General features: G+C 66.4%; 19 protein-coding genes and 1 tRNA gene. 9 read left to right on the top strand and 11 right to left on the bottom strand.

Annotated elements, in window-relative coordinates; all coding sequences use genetic code 11:
- The first annotated feature begins 54 nt into the window (after positions 1–54).
- From dapD to CMASS_RS04050, 4 genes are all read left to right on the top strand, one after another.
- Positions 55–1026: a 2,3,4,5-tetrahydropyridine-2,6-dicarboxylate N-succinyltransferase gene (gene dapD / locus CMASS_RS04065; protein ID WP_022862541.1), complete on the top strand. Its 972-nt coding sequence runs from the start codon at positions 55–57 to the stop codon at positions 1024–1026.
- Positions 1027–1109: 83 nt separating this feature from the next.
- Positions 1110–2492, top strand: coding sequence for an amino acid permease (locus CMASS_RS04060; RefSeq protein WP_022862542.1), 1383 nt, complete (start codon positions 1110–1112; stop codon positions 2490–2492).
- Positions 2493–2877: 385 nt separating this feature from the next.
- The gene (locus tag CMASS_RS04055) at positions 2878–3087 is read left to right on the top strand and encodes a helix-turn-helix transcriptional regulator (RefSeq protein WP_022862543.1); all 210 of its coding nucleotides are present in this window, start codon (positions 2878–2880) and stop codon (positions 3085–3087) included.
- Positions 3088–3122: 35 nt separating this feature from the next.
- On the top strand, positions 3123–3629 hold the full coding sequence (locus tag CMASS_RS04050; protein WP_022862544.1) for a hypothetical protein: 507 nt from the start codon (positions 3123–3125) through the stop codon (positions 3627–3629).
- Here CMASS_RS04050 and CMASS_RS04045 read toward each other — a convergent pair.
- The 7 genes from CMASS_RS04045 to typA all read right to left on the bottom strand — a co-directional run bounded on the left by CMASS_RS04045 (position 3626) and on the right by typA (position 10534).
- The gene (locus CMASS_RS04045; protein ID WP_022862545.1) at positions 3626–4195 is read right to left on the bottom strand and encodes a GtrA family protein; all 570 of its coding nucleotides are present in this window, start codon (positions 4193–4195) and stop codon (positions 3626–3628) included. The two genes, CMASS_RS04050 and CMASS_RS04045, sit on opposite strands and share 4 nt — an antisense overlap.
- A 111-nt stretch (positions 4196–4306) precedes the next feature.
- On the bottom strand, positions 4307–5410 hold the full coding sequence (dapC, locus tag CMASS_RS04040) for a succinyldiaminopimelate transaminase (RefSeq protein WP_022862546.1): 1104 nt from the start codon (positions 5408–5410) through the stop codon (positions 4307–4309).
- 6 nt (positions 5411–5416) lie between these two features.
- Positions 5417–5740: a ferredoxin gene (gene fdxA, locus CMASS_RS04035; protein WP_022862547.1), complete on the bottom strand. Its 324-nt coding sequence runs from the start codon at positions 5738–5740 to the stop codon at positions 5417–5419.
- Between the two features lie 47 nt (positions 5741–5787).
- Complete coding sequence (locus CMASS_RS04030; protein ID WP_022862548.1) at positions 5788–6195, bottom strand: hypothetical protein; 408 nt, start codon at positions 6193–6195, stop codon at positions 5788–5790.
- Complete coding sequence (locus CMASS_RS04025) at positions 6188–7060, bottom strand: PIG-L family deacetylase (protein WP_022862549.1); 873 nt, start codon at positions 7058–7060, stop codon at positions 6188–6190. Before CMASS_RS04025 ends, CMASS_RS04030 begins: the two co-directional genes overlap by 8 nt.
- Entirely contained in the window at positions 7057–8604 is a 1548-nt protein-coding gene (locus CMASS_RS04020; protein ID WP_022862550.1) for an ABC transporter family substrate-binding protein, read from the bottom strand. Before CMASS_RS04020 ends, CMASS_RS04025 begins: the two co-directional genes overlap by 4 nt.
- A 19-nt stretch (positions 8605–8623) precedes the next feature.
- Positions 8624–10534, bottom strand: coding sequence for a translational GTPase TypA (gene typA, locus CMASS_RS04015; protein WP_022862551.1), 1911 nt, complete (start codon positions 10532–10534; stop codon positions 8624–8626).
- A 233-nt stretch (positions 10535–10767) separates the two neighbouring features.
- Here typA and CMASS_RS04010 point away from each other — a divergent pair, with 233 nt between their 5' ends.
- Genes CMASS_RS04010 through CMASS_RS04000 form a run of 3 tightly spaced genes read left to right on the top strand, consistent with a single transcriptional unit; the run spans position 10768 to position 12822 of the window.
- Positions 10768–11436 carry an Rv1157c family protein gene (locus tag CMASS_RS04010; protein ID WP_022862552.1) on the top strand — a complete coding sequence of 223 codons (669 nt, stop codon included), beginning with the start codon at positions 10768–10770 and terminating at the stop codon, positions 11434–11436.
- A gap of 11 nt (positions 11437–11447) precedes the next feature.
- Positions 11448–11972: a ribonuclease FAU-1 family protein gene (locus CMASS_RS04005; RefSeq protein ID WP_022862553.1), complete on the top strand. Its 525-nt coding sequence runs from the start codon at positions 11448–11450 to the stop codon at positions 11970–11972.
- A gap of 10 nt (positions 11973–11982) precedes the next feature.
- Entirely contained in the window at positions 11983–12822 is an 840-nt protein-coding gene (locus CMASS_RS04000; protein ID WP_022862554.1) for a DUF808 domain-containing protein, read from the top strand.
- Here CMASS_RS04000 and CMASS_RS03995 read toward each other — a convergent pair.
- Positions 12806–14617 (bottom strand): BCCT family transporter, encoded by a 1812-nt coding sequence (locus CMASS_RS03995; RefSeq protein WP_420536137.1) that lies wholly within the window; start codon positions 14615–14617, stop codon positions 12806–12808. The genes CMASS_RS04000 and CMASS_RS03995 overlap by 17 nt on opposite strands.
- 196 nt (positions 14618–14813) lie before the next feature.
- Here CMASS_RS03995 and CMASS_RS03990 point away from each other — a divergent pair, with 196 nt between their 5' ends.
- On the top strand, positions 14814–15839 hold the full coding sequence (locus tag CMASS_RS03990) for a hypothetical protein (protein ID WP_022862556.1): 1026 nt from the start codon (positions 14814–14816) through the stop codon (positions 15837–15839).
- A gap of 148 nt (positions 15840–15987) precedes the next feature.
- On the top strand, positions 15988–17121 hold the full coding sequence (locus tag CMASS_RS03985) for an HNH endonuclease signature motif containing protein (RefSeq protein ID WP_273665908.1): 1134 nt from the start codon (positions 15988–15990) through the stop codon (positions 17119–17121).
- Here CMASS_RS03985 and selB read toward each other — a convergent pair.
- From selB to CMASS_RS03970, 3 genes are all read right to left on the bottom strand, one after another.
- A complete protein-coding gene (selB, locus tag CMASS_RS03980) occupies positions 17084–18856 on the bottom strand; it encodes a selenocysteine-specific translation elongation factor (RefSeq protein WP_022862558.1) in 1773 nt (590 codons plus the stop codon). The two genes, CMASS_RS03985 and selB, sit on opposite strands and share 38 nt — an antisense overlap.
- Complete coding sequence (selA, locus tag CMASS_RS03975; RefSeq protein ID WP_051126814.1) at positions 18857–20146, bottom strand: L-seryl-tRNA(Sec) selenium transferase; 1290 nt, start codon at positions 20144–20146, stop codon at positions 18857–18859. It lies immediately after the preceding gene.
- A 28-nt stretch (positions 20147–20174) separates the two neighbouring features.
- Positions 20175–20269, bottom strand: a tRNA-Sec gene (locus CMASS_RS03970).
- Positions 20270–20280: the final 11 nt, after the last annotated feature.

Genomic DNA, 20280 nt, shown 5'->3' with positions numbered 1-20280 from the left:
TATACTCAGACGGTGTTAGACCTCCCCGACCCGTTTGGTAAGGCAAAATAACTCATGACATCTGCTTTTGCGCGCGGCCTGGCCACCATCACCCACGACGGCACCGTCCTGGACGTGTGGTTCCCCTCCGTCCATACCGACCGCGAGGTCGCCGAGTCGGGCACCGCCCGGCTTGACGATGCCCCGCAGCAGTTCGCCGAACTCGTCGGCCCGGACGAGGAGCGCGGCGTCGCCCGCGTGGCGGTGGAGACCTCCATCAAGGACCTCGACGCGGCCCCCGCCGACACCTACGACGCCTACCTGCGCCTGCACCTGCTCTCCCACCGCGCGGTGCGCCCGCACGAGCTCAACATGGACGGCATCTTCGGCCACCTGGCTAACGTCGTGTGGACCAACTACGGCCCGTGCGCCGTCTCCGACTTTCAGATGGTGCGCGGCCGCCTCGCCTCCCGCGGGCCGGTCACCGTCTACTCGGTGGACAAGTTCCCGCGCATGGTCGACTACGTCGTGCCCTCCGGCGTGCGGATTGGCGATGCCGACCGCGTCCGCCTCGGCGCCCACCTCGCCGAAGGCACCACCGTCATGCACGAAGGTTTCGTGAACTTCAACGCCGGCACCCTGGGCGCCTCCATGGTTGAAGGCCGCATCTCCGCTGGCGTGGTCGTCGGCGACGGCTCCGACATCGGCGGCGGCGCGTCCATCATGGGCACCCTGTCCGGCGGCGGCAAGGAGGTCATCTCCGTGGGCGAGCGCTGCCTGCTCGGCGCCAACTCCGGCCTGGGCATCTCGCTTGGCGATGACTCCGTCATCGAGGCCGGCCTGTACGTCACCAGTGGTTCCAAAGTAACCGTCTTCGGCGCCGTGGCCGAGGCCGCGGGCGTGGACGACGGCGCGACCGTCAAGGCTGCACAGCTGTCCGGCGCGTCCGGCATGCTGCTGCGCCGCAACTCCGTCACCGGCGCTATCGAGGCCACCGAGTGGAAGGCCGAGGCTGTGGCGCTCAACGAGGACCTGCACAAGAACTAGCGCGTCCCGCCACTCCCCCGCATCCGGCCGGCCGCGAGGTCCCGGCCGGATGTCTCGTTTTAGCGGGCAGGTAACATCTAGGAATGACCTCGAACGAATCCGCGGCTGGATCGAGCTTGAAATCCCGCCACCTGACGATGATGGGGCTCGGCTCCACTATCGGCGCCGGCCTGTTCCTGGGCACGGGCGTGGGTATTTCCGCCGCTGGGCCTTCCGTCATAGTGGCCTACGCCATCGCCGGCCTGCTGGCCATCCTGGTCATGCAAATGCTCGGTGAGATGGGCGCGGTCATCCCCGCCACCGGTTCTTTTTCCGTCTACGCCGAGCACGGCATTGGCCGCTGGGCGGGCTTTACGCAGGGCTGGATCTACTGGCTCGCCACGGTCGCCGTCTTAGGCACCGAGATCACCGGGTCCGCGTCCATCGTCGCGCACTGGTTCGACATCGAGCCGTGGATCCCCGCCGCGGTCTTCGTCGTCATTTTCGGCGGCATCAACCTGCTCGGCGTGCGCAAGTTCGGCGAGCTCGAGTACTGGTTCGCGTCCATCAAGGTCGCGGTCATCGTGCTGTTCTTGTTCGTCGGCGCCCTGCTCATCTTCGGCCTGTGGCCGGGGCACGCAGCCGTGGGCACCTCGATTGTGGCTTCCGGCGGCTTCTTCCCCAACGGGCTGGGTGGGGTGGCCACCGCACTGTTGTCCGTCGCCTTCACCTTCGGCGGCATCGAGGTGGCGGCTATCGCGGCCGCCGAGTCGGAGCACCCGCAGCGCTCCCTGGTCAGCGCGGTGCGCTCGGCCTTCTTGCGCATCGCGGTCTTCTACTTGGGCTCCATCCTGGTCATCATCTTCCTCGTCCCCTGGTCCAGCCTGGGCGCCGCGGAGACAGCCGCCGATTCGCCGTTTACCCGCGTCATGGAACGCGCGGATCTGCCGTATACGACCGGTTTCATGGAAGCGGTCATCGTCATCGCGCTGCTGTCCGCGTTCAACGCGCAGATTTACGTCACCTCCCGCATGATGCACTCGCTGGCGGAGCGGAAGGAGGCGCCGCGCGTGTTCGCCCACGCCGACGGGCGCGGCGTACCCGTTCCTGCCATCGTCTTGTCCACCGCGCTGTCCGCGGCAATGGCGCTGCTCAACTACTTGGACACCGGGTGGGTTTTGTCCTTCCTGCTGAACTCGGCGGGCGCTTCCCTGCTCATCGTCTGGGGGTTCATCGCGGTCTCCGAGCTGCGCCTGCGCCCCGAACTAGAAAAGCGCCGCATGCCCATCACGATGTGGGCCTACCCCTACCTCACGTGGTTCGTGCTCGCCGCGCTGGCCGCCTTCGCGCTGCTCATGCTCACCGAGCCGGCGTCTCGCACCCAGCTGTTCTCGGCGCTCATCATGTTCGCCGTGCTCACCGTCGCCGGTGCTATCAACGCCCGCGCCCGCGGCATCGACCCGCGTTCGACGCTGCCGCTGCCGTAAGCCTCCCCCGCCTTTCGGCACCCGCCTTACGCCTGTGGGATTCCCCTGCCTTGCAGCGCCCCCGCTTGAAAACAGGAATTTTCGCCTCTACAACCGCGTCTTAGCCGTGAAAAATCCCGTTATCACGCAAGCGCCTCACGCAAGCGCCTCGCGTAAGGCTGTGCCGCTGCCTAGGCCGGCGCCGCCGGATCCGATCCGTTGCCCGTAGCTACGGCGATCCGTTGCCATTGTGACAACTATGCTTTACACTTTGACTAGCGCTATCCGGACGATGAAAGGAATACTTACGTGACCCGACAAACGGCAGCCACCAACATTGCTCTCGCAATGATGTTTTTCGTCTTCGGACTCTTCTCCGACAAAGACCAAGGGTCCGCGGGATCGAATGAGTAAGCCGCGCCCGAACATGGTCCGCAAGTGGCGGCGCTGGCAGGAGATGTCGCAAGCGGACCTCGCCGAGAAAGTGAACGTATCCCGGCAGACCATCGCGAACGTGGAGCGCGGCAACTACTCGCCATCGGTGCACCTCGCGCTGGACATTTGCCACCAACTAGGAAAAACCGTCGAAGAAGTCTTCGGCGCTGAACAGGACTAGACCGCCCCCATCCATAAGGAAGGCACACAAAGACCATGTCCCTGATTAAGAAGTTCGGCGACCACTACGTCGCACTGGTCGAAGACAACGCCGACGACGAATACCAGGCATCCATCGAGCACAAGAGCAACACCGTCGCCGTGAACGCAATGTATTACGGTGTACTCGTTTCCGTGGCGCTCCTCGCGTGGGGCTTGCCCTCGGAGCTCTCCCTGTATTCGCTGCTGCCCATCGTGGTATTCGCGTTCCTGGCCGTGAAGAACCTCTGGATGCGCAACTACGCACCGACTCCCCGGCCGGTTATCGATAAGCGAACCATCCTCCCCGCTCTCCTCCTCCTGCTAGTCGCACTCGCCGGCTGGGCATTCAACATCGCCACGGGCCCGGGAGCCGACAGCAACGCGCTCGGCTCACTAGGTGGCAGCATCGTGGGTAGTGTCATCGGCGTGAGCGTAGCGCTGATATTCACCCCGCGCATCCTTCACCGCCAGCGGAAAAACGACGAGGAGCGCTTCAACCGCGAGATAGACGCGGAAGACTAGGCCGGCTGGGCTTCCTCCACCACCGCCGCCTTCTGCGGGTCGGGGGCAGACCGGAAGGTCCACAGCTTGTTGATGACGAAGTTGACCGGCGTGGCCACGATGATGGCGATGAGCGTAGCCCAGTAGGACTTGCGGCGCAGGCCGGACGAGTCATCGAGGAGGTCGGACGGCAGGCCAATCGGCGAGGTCGGGTTCATCAGCAACACCAGCACGAACTGCTGGATGACAAACGCGCCCAAGCCGGTCAGAAGGAACGGGAAGAACCCGCGCCACCAGCTGACCTTGGTGGACTCCTTGAACGTCCACATCCGGTTGAGCTGGTAGTTGGTCGTGTTCGCAGCCAAGAACCCGAGCGCGGTAAACACGTTGTACCAGCGGATATTGAACTCGGTGAACGGGATCGGGAAGACGACGTCGTGTTCCGTCACGCCGAAGCCGTAGAGCCCGAGTTTGAGCAGCAGCGAGTACACCACCAGCTGAACCACGGCTCCGCTGGCGCCGACCATTCCAAACTTGAAGAACTGAGTCAGATTACGCCCGCCGGCGACCGCCCGCGCTACGCCCATCGCTTACGCCAATCTCCCGTTCGTCCTACACGTACACAGCATGATTGGGCGGACCAAACCGAGCCCGCCTATCTCACGCACTTTACTCCCCCGCCCCCTTAGAAGCGGAAACTACCTGCCCGCGATTCGTTCCGCGGCAGCGGCCACCTTGTCGTCGGCGGCGTTGAGACCGACGCGGATGAACTCCGCGCCGTCCGGACCGTAGAAGGCTCCCGGGGCGACGAGGATGCCGCGCTCGGCCAGCCAGTCGACGCTCTTGCGGCCGTCCTCGCCGCGGGTGGCCCACAGATACATCCCGGCATCGGAGTGCTCGACGCGGAAACCGGCATCGACAAGCGCCCGCATGAGCGCCGCGCGGCGGGAGGCGTAGCGGTGGCGCTGGAGTTGCTGCGAGGCATCGTCACGCAAGGCTTCCACCATGGCCGCCTGAATCGGGCCGGGAACGATGAGGCCGGCGTGCTTGCGCACCGTCAAAAGCTCCTGCACCAGGTCCTCGTCGCCGGCGATAAAACCGGCGCGGTAGGACGCCATGTTTGCCGTCTTAGACTGCGAGTGCAGCGCGAGCAGCCTGGTGTGATCGCCGTCGGAGACCCGCTCGTCCAGGATGGAGACGGGCGGATTCGCGTCGCTGTAGCCGAGTCCCAGGTAGCACTCGTCCGAGGCCACGATGGCGCCGGTCTCCCGCGCCCACTTGACGATGTCGCGCAGCTCCTCCACCGTCTTCACCGCGCCCGTGGGGTTGGACGGGGAATTGACGAAAACCAAGCCGGCGTCACCGAATTCCGCCGGGGTGTCGCCGCGGCGCGGGGTGGCGCCCGCGATGAGCGCGGCGACCTCGTAGGTGGGGTACGCCAACCGCGGGAAGCACACGGCGCCGGTCACGCCGAGCAGCGTGGGCAGCCAGGCGATGGCCTCTTTCAGCCCGATGACCGGCAGGACTGACTTCTCCCCCAGCCCGGCGATGCCGAAACGGCGCTGCAGCGCCGCCGCGATCTCGTCGCGCAACTCCGGGGTGCCGGCGGTCTGCGGGTAGCCGGTCTTGCCACCGGCGGCGGTCAGCCCCAGCTGCACGCCCGGGGCGACGGGGTCCACCGGGGAGCCGACGGATAGGTCAATGAGCCCGTCCGGGTGCGCGGCGGCGCGCTGTTTCGCGTCCGCGATAAGGTCCCACGGGAATTCGGGCAGCCGTTGGATAAGCGGCGTGCGTGCCGTCACGAGGTACTACTCCTGGTTTTGCGGGGGCAGCTTTTCGATGAACTCCGCATCGAAGTCCTGCGGGCCCACTGCAGCGGCTCCGCCCGGGGATCCGAGATCGTCGAAGAAGGCCGCGTTGGCGTCGTTGTATTCGATCCACTCGTCCGGCACGTCGTCTTCGTAGAAGATCGCCTCGACCGGGCATGCCGGCTCGCACGCGCCGCAATCCACACACTCATCGGGGTGGATGTAGAGCATGCGCTTTCCCTCGTAAATGCAGTCGACCGGGCATTCCTCGACGCAGGAACGATCCAGCACATCCACGCAGGGCTGGGCAATCGTGTAAGTCATAGGTGTGGTTCTCCTGAAGTCAGGTTATCGGGATGGAAAACAGTATGTCACTTGCGCGCCAAAAGAGGCCAAACGCCACCCAGGATGCCGGCCAATAACAGCAGCAACGTGCGAATATTATTTCCCAGCATCTGATCGCCGCCGAGTGCCTCGGTGAAGACGAAGAACAGGAACCCCAAGCCCCAGGCGATGACCGGGACCGCCGTCACGAGCGCCTCCGAGCAAAAGTGCGCGCTCCACAGCCGGGCGGTCCGGGCAAGCACCCAGTTGAACAGGAAGGCGATGACGATGGTCACCGGGAAGGGCAGGTGCCGGCCCTCTCCCACCGGAATCGTCGCGCCGAGGTAGACGACCTCCAAAAGCAGCGACATCAGCGCTCCGAGGCAGAGCCAAAACAACCCGCCTACGGCCTCGGCGCGGGAGTAGTCACGGCGCGGGCGAGCTGCATCAGCCACGGTCAGCCTCCTCGACAAGCGATGCCGGCGCCGGCCCCTCGCCACCCCACTGGTAGTGCTCGCGGCGCAGCACCGGCATCATTAGCCGGTTCGACAGCGCGTAGGCGAACGGCGCTTCCGCCGGGTTCTGGCACACCGCCCAGGCCGCTTCCGGGTTTGTAGGCGTCACCGTGCCGTCGCCCACCCAGATCTGGGTCGGGTGCGCGGCCAGTGCGCGGCGCTTGGCATCCAGGGCGGCGTCGTCGAGGGGGATTTCGACGTCGAAGTCCGCGTTGGTGTAGTTGTCCAGGTACGCCTGGTCCGGAAACTCCCACTGCGGCGGCGGGGTGATGTTCTCCAGCGCGGCGTAGAAGGACGGGCGATGGTAAATACACCACCACACCGGGGTGTTACCCGCCGCCAGGTGCGTGGCTTTGTGCACCGCGATGTGGTCCGGGTGCCCGTAGCCGCCATCCGGCCCGTAGGTGAGGATGATGTGCGGGTCCAGCCGGTCCAGCTCCGCGCGCAGCAGCTCGGCGGCCTCGTCCACGCGGCCGACCAGCGACCGCGGGCTTGCGTCGCCGTCCATGCCGGAGTCGCGGAAGTGCCCGAAGCCGCCGAGCTGGATGCCGCGGACGCCGAGCGCCCGCAGGGATTCGTCGAGTTCGCGCACGCGGGCGCCGCCGAGCTGGTCCGCGGCGTCCACCACGAGCCCCTGCAGGCGGTCGCCGATGACCTCGCCTTCCTCGCCCAGCGTGGCCGTGATGACAGTGACTTCCGCGCCCCGGCGGGCGAAATCAGCCAGCGTGCCGCCGGTAAACAGCGCCTCGTCGTCCGGGTGGGCGTGCACCGCCACCACGCGGTAGCCCACTAGATCGCGCGTCATTTGTCTGCTCCTTCCCAGCCCGCGACGCCGCGGACATCTAAATCTCCCACGCGCAGGCGCGTCTCGTTCAAGATGGGCACCCGCAACGCCGCCGCCTCGTCGAAGCGGTTGACCTGCTGCGCCGCCTCGTTCGCTCCCACCGCGCCGGCGAGCACGTCCCACAGGTACTCCGGGGTCTCCGCCGGGCACGGCGCCGAGTCCGCGTCCTGGTCGAGCGCGCACGTCAGGTCATCGCCGACGCTAAACGATGTCGCGAACGTATCGTCCCACGAAAAGTACGCGTCCACCGCACCGGCGGGGTTAAGCCGCGAGGTGATGGTGGATAGCCGCTCCTCCTCCACCGTGGCGGGGATGCCGTGCTGCGCGAGGACATCGGCCAGCGTGTGGGCGGCCGCGTTGGCCACCGCGTCGCTGGGGTCCGCCGCGATGCGCACCGGCCGCTTCTCCGCCCGCTCCCGCAGGGCTTTAAGATCCCGCTCGCCGATAACGGCCTTGCCGCCGCGGGCGGGCTCCAGGTGGTTGCTCCGGCCCGTGGCCAGGCGGGCGAGCTGTTCGGTGTCGACGAGACTGGCAAGGTCGCGGCGCTCTTCGACATCGCCAAGCTGCTCGCCCATGTGCAACCGCAACTGGCGCGGGCGCTGCACCACGTGCGTGTCGATGTCCGGGATGAGCTCCAGCGACTCCACCGTCGTCTCCCCCGGCGTGAGATCGGCAGCCTCGATCTGGCCGGAGCGCACCATGTCGACGGCTTGCGCCGACGAGCGGATAAACCGCAACTGCACCACGTCCACCTTGGCGGGGTCTTTGCCCCAGAAGCGGTCGTTGCGGTTCAGGGTGATAACCCCGCGCCCGCGGTCCACGGAGTCGACGAGGAAGGCGCCGGCCGAGGCCGGGATTCCCTGCGCCAGCACGGTGGAAAAGTCCTCGTCCTTGACCAGGTGGGACGGCAGGAGGTGAGTAAACAGGATCCGCCAGTCCGCGACATAGTGGTCGAAGTCCACGGTGACGATCCGCCCGCCTTTCGAAGTGCGGATGTCTTTGATCGCGCGGTACCCCGACGCCCCCACCGCGTCGGGGGTGTCCACCATCGAGCGCCAGAGGTACTCGAAGTCCGCGCCGGTAATCGGCGTGCCGTCGGACCACTGGGCGGCGTCCGAGATGACATAGCGCACGCGCTGCGCCACCCCGTCCGGGGCCGGGACCTCCGCTGCGGAGTCGAGGACGTCGGTGTCCATCTGCCCGCCGTGAAAGGCGGACGGCAGCACCACATCCGCGATTCCATTGACCAGCTCCGAGTTGTTCGCCCGCAGATGCGGATTCAAACCGCTGCTCAACGGATCGACGCCGATGGCAACGGTGCTGCGACCGGCGTCGGCATCGTCCACCGGCGGCTCGGTAGTCGTCGTGGTGGTGGCGGCGGCGCTCGAACTCGGGGTCTCGTCCGAGTGCTCCACCACTGGCGGCGGGCCGGGGTTGGCCACGCACGCCGCGAGCGTGACGATGCCCACGGCGCCTACCGCCGCCACACGGATGGGTGCGCGCATGACGCCTAGCCGACTCGGCTTACTTGTTCTTCTGCTTCGCGCGAGCGCGGGCGCGGGCGCGGTCGGTGGCGGACAGCTCTACCTTGCGCACGCGCAGAACGTCCGGGCCGACCTCGACGCACTCGTCGTGGCCACAGAACTCCAGGGCCTCGTCCAAGCTGAGCGCCCGCGCCTTGGCCAAGGTCACCGTGGTGTCGGCGGACGCCGCACGCATGTTGGTGAGCTTCTTTTCCTTGGTGATGTTGATGTCCATGTCCTCGTCGCGGTTGTTCGCGCCGACGACCATGCCCTCGTAGGCCTCCATGCCCGGCTCGACGAAGAACTCGCCGCGGTCTGCCAGCTGCTGCAGCGCGTACTGGGTGATCTGGCCGGTGCGGTCGGCGACGAGGGAGCCGTTTGGGCGATCCTGGATCTCGCCCGCCCAGACGTCCATGCCGTCCGAGTAGGAGTTGGCGATGCCCGCGCCGCGGGTCTCGGTGAGGAAGGTGGTGCGGAAGCCAATGAGGCCGCGGGCCGGGATGCGGAACTCCATGCGGATCCAGTCGCCCTCGCGGACGTCCATGGACTGCATCTGGCCCTTGCGGGTGGCCATGAGCTGCGTGACCGCGCCCTGGTGCTCGGACGGGGTGTCGATGACCATGATCTCGTACGGCTCGTAGGTCTTGCCGTCGATCTCGCGGGTGACCACCTCCGGCTTGCCCACGGTCAGCTCGAAGCCCTCGCGGCGCATCGTCTCGATGAGCACGGACAGCGCCATCTCACCGCGGCCCTGGACCTCCCAGGCATCCGGGCGCTCGGTCGGCAGCACGCGCAGGGAGACGTTACCGATGAGCTCCTGGTCCAGGCGGGCCTTGATCATGCGGGCGGTGAGCTTGTCGCCACCGCCGCGGCCGGCCATCGGCGAGGTGTTCACGCCGATTGTCATGGAAATGGCCGGCTCGTCGACCTTGATGCGCGGCAGCGGGTCCGGGTGCTCCGGGTCCGCCAGGGTGTCGCCGATCATGATCTCCGGGATGCCGGAGATGGCGACAATGTCGCCGGCGATCGCCTCATCGGTGGGCTGGCGCTCGAAGCCGACGGTGCGCAGCAGCTCGGCGATCTTGACGTTCTTGACGTGCTGCTCGCCGTCCTCGTCGTAGTGGATCCACGCGACCTGCTGCCCCTTCTTGATGACACCCTTGTGGATGCGCAGCAGACCAATGCGGCCCAGGAAGGACGAGGAGTCCAGGTTGGTCACGTGCGCCTGCAGCGGGGCGTCGACGGTGGCCGACGGCTCCGGCAAGACGTGGTAGATGACATCGAAAAGCTTCTGCAGATCCGGCGCGTCCGGCTCATTGCCGTCACCCGGGTTCTCGGTGGAGGCCTTGCCGGCGCGGCCGGAGGCGTAGAGAACCGGGAGATCCAGAAGCTCCTCGGCGGCCGCCGCGGCTTCCGGATCGTCCAGGCCGGCCGCGATTTCCAGCAGGAGGTCCTGCGACTCGGTGACGACTTCCTCGATGCGGGCGTCCGGGCGGTCCGTCTTGTTCACGGCGATGATGACCGGCAGCTTGGCTTCCAGCGCCTTGGTCAGCACGAAGCGGGTCTGCGGGAGCGGGCCCTCGGAGGCGTCGACCAAGAGGACGACACCATCGACCATCGACAGGCCGCGCTCGACCTCGCCGCCGAAGTCGGCGTGGCCCGGGGTGTCGATGACGTTGATGATGAGGTCGGCGCCATCCTTGCCCAGGCCCTTACGGGTAATGGCCGTGTTCTTGGCCAGAATGGTAATACCCTTTTCCTTCTCCAGGTCACCGGAGTCCATGGCGCGATCGGCAACCTCGCCGTGGTCACCGAAGGCGCCCGACTGCTCCAGCATGCCGTTCACGAGGGTGGTCTTGCCATGGTCGACGTGCGCGACGATGGCTACGTTACGGAACTCGGTGTGTGTCACTGAAGGAAATCTCCTTAGATTGCTTGCAATAAGCGTTGACTGCCTTGGTCTGTAGAAGCGCCTGCAGTATAGACAGCGGTGCCCTGCAGGGAACAACGGGCGCCGATTTTACTCCCCGACTCCCCGGACGCACCTTGACGGCCGCCAAAAAGTGAATATTGTGTACTTGAGATAACTTCTGTGACTTGTGAGACGTGTTAGGATTCGCTGCCGTGAGCTTGAGCCGTAAGACCATGACCGCCGCGCTGGCCCTCAGCGCTGCCCTCGTGCTGCCCGCGACAGCCACCGCAGCACCCGCACCCGCCCCGTCCGCCCAGCTGCAGCTGCCCGCCAGCCCGCTGGACGAGCTCGGCCGCCCCACCGACGAGACCGCGCAGGCCATCCGCGACTTCGTCAACCAGCCGTGGGTCCCGGAAGACCTCCGCAACGCCGCGCTCAGCGCCCTCGCCTTCGCCCGCGGTGACGGCGGCGGCGAACCGGGCGCCAAGCTGCCCGAAAACGGCCCGAACTTCCGCCAGTTCGTCTGGCCCACCGTCTCCGGCCGCTGCATTGACGGCCAGTCCGACGCGGTCGGCTCCGCCATCGCCGTCCCCGGCCCGAGCGAGATCCCCGCCCCCGGCGCCGCAGAGGGCGAGACCACGTTCCTGTTCACTGGTCTGGGCACCGCTCCCGCGGCCAAGGACCAGGGCGACATGCGCGTCCAGTGGTTCAACTTGACCACCCTCCAAGGCGGCGAGACCTCCCTGGAGAACCACGGCATCAACCCGGACGGCCCGGGCACCGTGTCGGGGACCGCCAAGACCGGCAAGGGCCTGACCATCGCCTGGCTGCACGGCACCTTGCACACCGAGAAAGAAACCTGCGGGTTCATGCCCACCGCGGCGTTCATCGACAACAAGTAGCGCACCACCCCATGGGCACCCACCCCGTCAAAGAGGAAACGTTCGACGTCGCAGCACACGTCAACGTCGACCCCAAAGGTTTCCGCCGCACCGTCGACGAGTACCGCGTCACCGACTTCGGCCTCTACATGGCCCGCGGCGCCGATCACCCCAAGTTCGGCTACCTCGAGTCGTGGCTGCTGCCCGACTTCAACCTGCGGGTGAGCATCTTCCACTTCCGCGAGCCGGCCGCGCAGGACTTCTACGTGGACATCGCGGACATCGCCAAGCACGGCGATACCTGGACCACCCGGGACCTCTACCTCGACCTGGTGAGCGTGACCGGCACTCCTGTCGAAGTCCTCGACACCGACGAGCTGTCCGAGGCCACCGCCGCCGGGCTGATTACGGCCCGCGAGGCGGAGCTGGCCATCGACACCACCCTCGACGCCGTAGAGGGAATCACGCGCCACGGCGACGACGTCATGGCGTGGCTCGCCTCGCGCGGGGTGCGGTTATCATGGGCCGACAGTGTCCAACTGACCCCACCTATGTAAGGAGTAGCCCATGGCCGGCGGCCTTTTGGCTTTGCTTGACGATGTCGCCCTAATCGCCCGCTCCGCCGCCGCCACCTCCACCAAAGCGGCCGGAGTGGTCATCGACGACACCGCGGTCACCCCGCAGTACCTTTCCGGCATCAAGCCCTCCCGCGAGCTGCCCGCCATCTGGAAGATCACGAAAGGCTCGCTGCGCAACAAGCTGCTTATCATCCTGCCCATCGCGCTGCTGCTCTCCTGGCTCGCACCGTGGGCGCTCACGCCGATCCTCATGGTCGGCGGTACCTACCTCACCTACGAGGGCGCGGAGAAGATCTGGGAGAAAATATCCGGCGGCGCGGACGAGGAAGATGAGGCGGCCGCCAGCGAGGACGAGATGGTCAACTCCGCCATCCGCACCGACCTCATCCTGTCCGCCGAGATCATGATCATCTCGCTGAGCACCATCATCGACGAGCCGCTGTGGCTGCGGGTGAGCACGCTCGTCTTGGTCGGCATCATCATGACCGCCGGCGTCTACGGCGCGGTCGCGCTCTTGGTCAAGATGGACGACATCGGCATGGGCATGCTGGAGCGCTCCGACGGGAAGTCGGCGGTTGGCCGTGGCCTCGTCAAGGCCATGCCCGTGCTGCTGCAAATCATCGGCATTGTGGGCACCGCCGCGATGCTGTGGGTCGGCGGGCACATCATCGTCAGTGGCCTGGCCAAGTTCGGCATCGACCAGCCGGAGCAGTTCATTGCCTCGCTCGGCTCCTCGTGGTTTGTGGAGACCGGCTGCGCGATGGTCGCCGGCCTCATCGTCGGCGCGGTCGTGCTCGCGGTGACGAAGCTTTTTAGCTCCGGGAAATAAACTCCCCGTCCTCGACCGTCGGGTCGTCGTCGACGTATTCCCCTGACTGGTAGTCGTAGCCGACGGCGTTTCCGTCCTCGTCGGTGCGGGCGTACCAATCGGTGTACTCGTCCGCGGTGGACTCGAAGTCGCTGCCGGTGGCGTACTCGGAGTCTGGGGCCGTCGGTTCGATAGCTAGCGCCCAATTATCGCCGTGCTCGCGTGTGCCGCGCACGACGGCGTTTGAGACGGCCTCCTCGCCGTAGTGGCGGCGGATGGTGTACGGGTCGTGGCGCAGTTCTTTCACCAACGCAACGGTCATCAGCACGATGATGACCGCGAACGGCAGCGCGGTAATCGTGATGAGGTTCTGCAGTCCTTGCAGCGCATCCCGCCCGCCGGCGAGCAAGATGACCACCGCGATGCCCGCCATGCACAGCACCCAGAAGACTGTGATCCATGGATTCGGCTTGGGATTGCCGCGCTGCGTCATCTGAGAGTTCACCAACGAGGCCGAGTCGGACGTGGTGACGAAAAAGACTACGAGCATGAGGATGACAATCGGCGCCACGATGTGCGCGCCGGGCAGGTTATCCAGCACGACGAAGAAGATTTCTTCCGGTGCGGGAAGCGAGTCCGCCGTCCCGTCTGGGGCAATGGCCTGGGAATTGTGCTGGATCCAAATGGCCGTGCCGCCCAGGATGGTGTAGGCGCCGACGATGATGGCCGACGGAATGAACAGCACGCCCAGGATGTACTGGCGGATTGTGCGGCCGCGCGAAATCTTCGCCACGAAGACCCCGACGAACGGCGACCAGGAGACCCACCATGCCCAGTAGAAGGTGGTCCACGACGACAGGAACTTCTGCATCTCTTCGCCCTCGCCCATGTTGGCGGCGAGCATGTCCGGCATCTCAGACAGGTACTCGATAACGACCGGCACCGCCATGTTGGCCAAAAAGGCGGTCGGCCCCACGACGAAGAAGAAGATGGCAATACCCAGCGCGAAGGCCAAGTTGATGTTGGACAGCCAGCGGATGCCCTTAGCCACGCCCGAGACCGCCGAGGCAATCGTGCCGATAGACAGCACCACGATAATGCCCAGCGCCAACGCGTTACCCTCCGGCGACCAGCCCGAGACCACCTCAACGCCGCGCGAGATCTGCAACGCGCCGATGCCCAGGGTGGCCGCCGTGCCGAAGAGGGTGGCGATGATGGCGAGGCCATCGATAAGCCGGCCCTGCCACGAGTCCGTATCTTTGTTTCCAAACAGCGGCATAAGGATGGAACTCATCAGCGGCACTCGGCCGCGGCGGTAGGACACGTAGGCCACCGCCAGCCCGACGATCGCGTAAATCGCCCAGGCATTAATGCCCCAGTGCATCGCAGACTGGGCCATGGCCTTGAGCATCGCCTCCGAAGTTCCCGCTTCGTACGCGCCCGGACGCGGCGACAGGTAGTGGCTCAGCGGCTCGTAGGGCCCGAAGAAAATGATGCCGATACCGATGCCCGCGCCAAAGAGCATCGCCGCCCAGCTGATGGTCGAGTATTCCGGCTTCTCCCCGTCCAGGCCAAGCGGAATCTTGCCGTAGCGGGTAAAGGCCAGGATGAGAAGGAAAAACATCAAGCCCGCTGCCAGCAGGGTGAAAATCCACCCCAGGTTACGCATGACCCAGTCAAGGGCGACCGACGAGACATCGAAAACCTGCTGCGGCGCGATAATACCCCAGGCAATGAAGGCCACCACGGCGCCGCCCACCGCGGTGAGGATGACCTTGTCTACGCCGTAGCGCACCTTCTGGTCCTCGATGGACACGCCTGGCACCAAGGCGGGGTGGGTGTTGTGGGGATAGAGCAGACGGGGGAATTTCTGCTTCTCCGGAATAGGAATCTCCTCCTTAAAAACAGCTGGACAGACCCTTACGAGGCTAACGATTTCCCCGCGCAGACCCGCAATATGGGGGATCGGCGGCAGCGACCTAGACTAGGGCGAGAAAAGGAGGTCCGACCGAGTGCAGTCTTACCCTTTGGCCAGCAGCTACTTCGGCGTGCGGCACGCCGCGGTGTTGGAGCATCCGTGCACCGCGGTCGCCCTGGGCATCCCCCAGCTTGACGATGCCCCCGTGGCCCTCGACGCCCACCTGCGCCCTGACCACCGGTCTGGCGGCTGGCATGTGGTAACTCCCGTCGGAGTCATCGGCTGGCTCGACGCGCACGAGGCCGCGGAATTCCCGCAGCTGGAACAGGTGCGGCGGCGTGGTCTGGCACCGGCAGTGACCGTGACGGTGGAGCTGGTCGACGGCGTCGTAGAGGTCGCGGTGGGCCTGGGGCTGGCGCCGTGGCAGGTGCCGGCCAACGACGTCGCGGTCCCGGTTCTGTCCGGGGGTCTGGGCCAGCTCATCGACACGCAGGCCTCGGCCGACGTCACGGAGGCGGACCTGCGCGGGCTGGGCACGCGCCAGATTCTGGTTACGCTCGAGCCGATGGACGGGGCGGTGCTGGCGCTTGCCGATGCCCGCGTTCTCGGCACCATTTCCTCGCCTGCGCTGGCGCGGTTGTGCTCGGCGTCTGGGCCACTGGCGGCGCGGGCGTATTGCGCCGACGGGCAGGTGGCGGTGGATCTGCCGGTATTGGACGGTGACAGGGTGCCGGCGCAGGAGCTGCCTGCCTTAGGTGACGAGGCGCTCTGGCCGAAGAAGGCGGAGCTTAGCCCCGAGTGGGACTTCACGCCCACAGAAGAGATCGGGCTGAAGTCGGTACCGCGGGGTGCGCGCCACGGTCTGGGGCCGGGAAGCGTCTCCTACGTCGAGCCGGAAATTCTGCCGGGCGCGCCCACCCAGACGTTCCAGGCGGTGGACTTCCCCACCGGCATGTTCGAAGCACAAGAGCCCGCGCCGGTGGACGTCAGTGAGCTGGCCAAGCAGGAGTCGATGACGGGCGAGTTCCGGGCGCTGAAATCTGGTCCGGGGTCCGCGATGGAAGAAGTGCGGCGCCGGCGCAACGCGCGACGGCGCCGAGGCGGGCACCACCGCCGTTAGCGCATAGTGCGCTTCCGCGCCACTTGTCAGGCGTTGTGGCGCGGGAAAAGGGCGGTTTCTGTGGAATTCTTCGTCTGTGGCGGGGTTATCCACAGGCCTGGGGTTCGTGGACTTGCCAGCTTGACTGTGACGGTCTTAGCTCAAGGGCGTGAATGACGCAGCAGACCTACTGTCCCGCCTGGCCCGGCTCGGAATCGCCGTCGCCGAACTGGCCTTTCGCCACGGCCTTGACGCCACCGCGGGTCTTGATGCTGCCACCACCCGGTCCTACACAGCCATAGGCCGCAGCCTGTTCGGACCGTGCTCCGAACCGAAAATACGCGCCCAAGTCTTAGAGCACGCCGCCGAGTTTCCCATTACCCGTTTGCAGGTGATCCACAAAGCCGCCCGCCAACTCCACCGCGACGCCAACATCACCCGCTGGCAACTATGGCTAGAACTCGCCCAACGCCACGAACTGACCATCGACCAGCTGCGCGAATACGCCCGCAACCGCGTACGCGAACTCAACCGCAAAACCGGCACCACCCCCACACGCAGCCTAGTTATCGGCCGCGACATCGACGCCACCGGCAGACGAACCGCCCTACTGAAACTACCCGCCGCCGAAATGGCCCAGCTAGAAAAGAAGATCCGCCGCATGACCGCCAAACGCGGCACCGTGCCAGAAGACATCGCCATGGGCAACGCCATCTGGACACTACTGAAAGGCACCGCACACACAAGCCGCGCCCAAGATAAGACCCCGGAGCCGACGTTTCTGGTCAAAGCCGAAGACCTAGTCGGCAACGGCAACGGCGAACTCGTCGCCACCGACGGCACGATCATCGACACCCAGTCCTACCTAAATAGCCAGCTCGGCCGATACGGGTGGGCAATGATCTACGACCACAACGCCCAACCAGTCAACCTCCACCGCCTCGAACGCTTCGCCAACACCAAACAGCGCGCGATGCTGGCCATCGACCAAGGCGAATGCGCCTGGCCCGGCTGCCGCAGAAAAGCCATCTACGCCAAAGCCCACCACATACACGCCTGGCACCACGGCGGAAAAACCAACCTCAACAACCTCGTCGCTCTCTGCGGGCCGCACAACGCCAGAAACGACGACAACCCCAACAGCCCACCCAGAAACGGCCGAATAGGAAAAGACCCCGACGGCCACCCATGCTGGCACCCACCTGACGGCGGACCACCGCAATACAACGACGGGATCCACACCCAAAAATCAGGAAGAACGTGGGCTAAGTCAGAGAGCGTAGATTCCCGTCGCGACGAGTAACTCCTGTTTGATCGAGGTGCTCCAAAAGGGGTACCGCGATCCTTCTTGTCGTGCCCAAAGCCCGGCGCGCTTCGGACAGGGTGAAGCTTGGGCCCAGAGTCTTGAGCTTTGCCGCCGCGAGTCGCGGGGCGTTCGGGAGCAGCACCACTCCCCCGGCCAGCCGGAGCACGCGTCCTGCGCGCTCGGCTGCGGCAAGTTCTTTCGCCCCCAGACCTAGGTCTGATAACTCGTGGGCCTCCGGCGCGGCGAACGGGTCGCTGTGCAGGCGCTGCTCTAGCTCCGCGACCGCTTTTTCGGCAGCCCCCAAATTCACGGCTGTCCCCGGCAGACGAACAACGCCGCCTGACGATTCAACCTTCGCCGCGGCGATGGCGAGGTTCAGCAGAGAGTCGCTGCTGACTCCGATCGCGTCTCGCGCGGCCGGGCGAGCGAGGCCTTCACTCAACGGCTCGGCAGCGGCATGCTCCTCCAGGGCGCGCAGGAGCGCCTCCTTCCACACCCGGACCTGCGGGGCGTGAATCCACCAGTCTTTGAAAGCGATGATGCCCTTCGGCGGCGCGTCGGTCGCGTACCCCAAAAACTGCAGCCGTGACACCTTGACGGCGCCATCCCGCCGCACCAGCGGGGCGGGATCACCTATAAGAGGAATCTGTGCCAAATCCTCCGCTCGCCTGCGGGCAGCGCCGCGGCGCGTGAAGTCCGGCGGCGCAACGTCCAACACGCTCACCCCGGCTAACACCTGGTGGGAGCCAGGCGCGCGCAGGACAAACCGGTCGCCGGGCTCAAGCGGCAGGCCGCGTGAGAGCGTGATTCGCGCGTGATCATCATCCAGTCGCCGCACGTGCGCAGTCAACGCGGCGGTGCCGATGTGTGCGGCGAGTTCGGTAGGGACATCGGAAAGCGCCCGCCCGGTGACTCTTCGGGCATCAAACTGCTCCACCACCGGCCATTGGTCCGGGCGAACCAAAACGTCGCCGCGACGCACGTCGCTCGCCGTCACCCCACGGAGGTTGACCGCCGCCCGCGACACCGGCTCGATGGTCTCCACCTGACGTTTCTCACTTTGCAACCCACGGACAGTGACCGTCGGCCCGCCGACGACAACCAGACTGTCCCCGACCGTCACCTCACTCGCCGCCAAAGTCCCAGTCACCACCGTGCCGGCGCCTTTGACGGTAAACGACCGGTCCAGCCATAACCGCAGACGGGAGGTCTGCGCCGCCACCGCTGCCTGTCCCAAGACGCGGTCCAGTGCCTGCCGCAAGTCGTCTAACCCGGCTCCGGTGCGGGCGGAGACGGGGACGATGGGGGCATCGGCAAGCGCGGTGCCGGAAAGCTCCTCCCGGACCGAGGTCTGGGCCGCCGCCTGCTGGTCAGGCGTGGCCTTGTCGCAGCGCGTGAGCGCCACCACGCCGTGCTCGATGCCGAAAGCGGCGAGTGCGTCGCGATGATCCGCCGACTGCTGCTGCCACCCCTCGTCCGCCGCGACGACAAAAAGCACCACGGACGCCGGCCCGACGCCAGCAAGCATGTTGCTCAAAAAGCGCTCGTGCCCGGGAACATCGACGAACGCCAGATCGGCCCCCGACGGAAGCTTGGTCCAGACAAAACCTAAGTCAATAGTCAGCCCGCGCTGCTTTTCCTCTTTCCACCGGTCTGGGTCCATGTCCGTGAGCGCCCGGACCAGGGTGGATTTGCCGTGGTCGACGTGGCCTGCGGTGGCGACAACGTACATTTACCGCGCCCTTTCAATCGCTCGCAGAACGTCGTCGTCCTTTTCCGGCGGCACGCAGCGCAGGTCCACCAGGCACGCCCCGTCGTGGACGCGGGCGAGCACCCGTTCGCGGCGCAGCCCCTCCGCCAGTCTCTCCGGCAGTTTGAGCGCCCACCCGTCCAGCGGGTATCCCGGCGCGCCACCGCCGCCGACTCGCCCGGCGTGTGGGACCACCTCGCCGCCGACCTTCGCCGCCAGACCTTCCGTCCGACGCCGCAGCGCATCCGGGTCAGCGTGCAGCGCCTGCCGGACTGCGTTGTCGGGGGCGTTGACGGCTGCTTCTACGGCGTTGAGCCGAAGCTTGTCGATGCGCACCGCCCGCGCCAGCGGATGCCTTTTCACCTTCTGGATCGCCGCGGCCTTCCCCAGCAGGATGCCCGCCTGCGGGCCGCCTAAGAGCTTGTCGCCGGAGGCAATGACAAGGTCGGCCCCCTGCGCCAATTGCGTGGCGATGTCCGGCTCGTCCGGCAGCACCGGATCGTGGTTTAGCAGCCCAGACCCTAGGTCAACGATGAGCCCCACCCCGTGCTCGTCCGCCAGGCGCCGCAGTTCCGGCACGGACACCGCCGACGTGAACCCCTCGATCCGGAAGTTCGACGGGTGCACCTTGAGCAGCGCTCCGACATTGCCGGTCAGGGCGCGCTCGTAGTCCGCGAGGTGCGTGCGGTTCGTCGCCCCCACTTCGCGGAGCCGGACGTGGGCCGACTCGATGAGCTCGGGCAGCCGGAACCCGGCGCCGATTTCGATGAGCTCACCCCGGGAGATGACCACCTCACGCCCCTCCGCCAGCGCGGTCGTTGCCAGCAGCAGGGCGGCCGCCCCGTTGTTGACCACGAGGGCGTCCTCGGCGTCCGGGCAGGCATCGAGAAGCGCCCGCACGGCCCCCGCCCCGCGCGCCCGGGACCGCTTCCCAGACTGGAGGTCTAGCTCCACGTCGGTGTACCCGGCGGCATCGGCAAGCGCGGCGACCGCGGCCGGCGGCAGTGGCGCCCGGCCCAGGTTGGTGTGCACGATAACGCCTGTGGCGTTGATGACTGGACGCAACGAGTGTGGCGCGGCCTCAGACAGTAGTCGGGAGACCTCCCCCGCCACCGCGCCCGGTGCCACGTCGCCCTGACGCGCCCGCTCCTGACAGCGCCGGATGACGCGGCGAATGACGTGTTCAGCGAGCCTGTCGCGCGCGGCAGTGACCGCGGGAAGTGCAAGCAGGTCGTCGGTGCGCGGGATGCGCCGCCGGGGATCGTCCACGATGGTCGCTGCCTCCTTGCAAAAAGTCGTGTGGCGGAGACGGACAGGAATCGAACCTGCCAGACCGAGATACTCGGCCTCACCGGTTTTGAAGACCGGGGCGCCCACCAGGACACGTACGCCTCCATCGGTTCACC

The organism is Corynebacterium massiliense DSM 45435, from assembly GCF_028609805.1.
Taxonomy (GTDB): Bacteria; Actinomycetota; Actinomycetes; order Mycobacteriales; family Mycobacteriaceae; genus Corynebacterium; species Corynebacterium massiliense.
This window is presented reverse-complemented; position numbering and strand designations above follow the sequence as displayed.

Excerpts from the sequence above, each read along its gene's own strand:
- CMASS_RS04000 (WP_022862554.1), top strand. The coding sequence starts at position 11,983 with ATGGCCGGCGGCCTTTTGGCTTTGCTTGACGATGTCGCCCTAATCGCC.
- selB (WP_022862558.1), bottom strand. The coding sequence starts at position 18,856 with ATGTACGTTGTCGCCACCGCAGGCCACGTCGACCACGGCAAATCCACC.
- fdxA (WP_022862547.1), bottom strand. The coding sequence starts at position 5,740 with ATGACTTACACGATTGCCCAGCCCTGCGTGGATGTGCTGGATCGTTCC.
- CMASS_RS04005 (WP_022862553.1), top strand. The coding sequence starts at position 11,448 with ATGGGCACCCACCCCGTCAAAGAGGAAACGTTCGACGTCGCAGCACAC.
- CMASS_RS04020 (WP_022862550.1), bottom strand. The coding sequence starts at position 8,604 with ATGCGCGCACCCATCCGTGTGGCGGCGGTAGGCGCCGTGGGCATCGTC.
- CMASS_RS04010 (WP_022862552.1), top strand. The coding sequence starts at position 10,768 with ATGACCGCCGCGCTGGCCCTCAGCGCTGCCCTCGTGCTGCCCGCGACA.
- CMASS_RS04060 (WP_022862542.1), top strand. The coding sequence starts at position 1,110 with ATGACCTCGAACGAATCCGCGGCTGGATCGAGCTTGAAATCCCGCCAC.
- CMASS_RS04045 (WP_022862545.1), bottom strand. The coding sequence starts at position 4,195 with ATGGGCGTAGCGCGGGCGGTCGCCGGCGGGCGTAATCTGACTCAGTTC.
- dapD (WP_022862541.1), top strand. The coding sequence starts at position 55 with ATGACATCTGCTTTTGCGCGCGGCCTGGCCACCATCACCCACGACGGC.
- CMASS_RS04055 (WP_022862543.1), top strand. The coding sequence starts at position 2,878 with ATGAGTAAGCCGCGCCCGAACATGGTCCGCAAGTGGCGGCGCTGGCAG.
- CMASS_RS04025 (WP_022862549.1), bottom strand. The coding sequence starts at position 7,060 with ATGACGCGCGATCTAGTGGGCTACCGCGTGGTGGCGGTGCACGCCCAC.
- CMASS_RS04050 (WP_022862544.1), top strand. The coding sequence starts at position 3,123 with ATGTCCCTGATTAAGAAGTTCGGCGACCACTACGTCGCACTGGTCGAA.